The 1,298-nt window shown below is 34.1% G+C and carries 2 protein-coding genes; both read right to left on the reverse strand.

The annotated features are described in order from the left end of the window. Positions 1-356 precede the first annotated feature (356 nt). Positions 357-773, reverse strand: a complete 417-nt coding sequence (locus AC27G3_RS18085; RefSeq protein ID WP_487124020.1) for a hypothetical protein — start codon at positions 771-773, stop codon at positions 357-359. 117 nt (positions 774-890) lie between these two features. Then, a partial coding sequence (locus AC27G3_RS18090) for a hypothetical protein (protein ID WP_487124022.1) occupies positions 891-1,298 on the reverse strand: 408 nt, incomplete at its 5' end.

Consider the following 1,298-nt stretch of genomic DNA (forward strand, 5'->3'; position numbering starts at 1 on the left):
TTGTCCTATTAAATTGCTTGTTAGTTATGCGGACTTGATGCGGCTTGACCGCCCCACCTAACCTAAACAAACAACTCTAAATTTTATTACCGCAACATTACCAACAAACTATTGAAAAGTTAAGAATTAAAGGGATTTACATTACATGGAAGTTTGAACGCTAAACGCGACAAGTAAAACCTAGACACTTCCTGTGATGAACCACTTTGATTAACAAACTCACCAGAATTTGAAACCACTTTCCCTAGTAAAACTTTAGAGCAAACTAACGCCTAATTAACAGGCAAAAAATAGTTGGTTAAAATAAGCGACGAAGGAGCAAAACCAACTGTTTTTTGTCCTTGTTTAATTTCTTGTTAGGCTTTTTTTTTATTAAGCGCCTGATTAGCAAAGTATAAAATAAAAAGACCCAACGCAATATATTTAGGCAATAAAACACCGAGTGTATGCCCTAAGTTTTGAGAAGGTAACTGCAGTATAAAAAAATATGAATGCAGAATATAGAAAGGTATACCTAATAACAGATAGCCCCAGTGATTTGCTAATTTAAAATGCTTTATAAGCAAAGCTAAAACACAATAGATAAGACAAAGTGGTAAAGCTTGAGTTATTAAATCTATGGCAGCAAATGTTGCAGTGGGAAAGTTTTTAGCAAAAGACAGAAGCATATCAACTGGAATAGCGATTGCGGCACCATAACCAAAAACAGGTACCGATATATATGCGAAAAACACACCTAGAAATAAACAAACTATAAAATGTGCTCTATCCATGAGGTTACTCCGTTGAAAGCCTAACGCCCCAATAAGGGGCTGATAATAGCTTGCTAAAATGTGAAGCGAAGCGAAACCGAGCAAACTGTTAGCAGTCCCGCTTTATTGACTTGTTAGCTAACGATTACTCGAAATAAAATGATAGCCATTAAAAATAGCCTTTCTCTCTGGGTTTTGTACTAGTTGCCTGATTGGAGTATATGCTTTAAAGCTATTTGTATACCCAAACTCACTAACTACTTTCACAGCCCCATTTTCATATGCATTTTTAAGTTCCTGATCTGGAGTTAGCATGTAAACTCCACCACAAAAAAATTGGTTGTCTTGATTGTAATATTCTTCAATATGTTTATTAACAATAAATGAAACATCTTTAACTTTTGACATTTGGGGTTGCTTTAAAAGCACACCTGAAAAGTCAAAAGAATATTCAATTTCAATAACTTCTTCAGCTAAAGAATTTAGAGAAATAAAGGATAAAATAAAAACTAAAATTCTCATAAGACTCAAAACCTCCATAGTTAG

Source organism: Colwellia sp. SU-HH01217 (assembly GCF_057543495.1).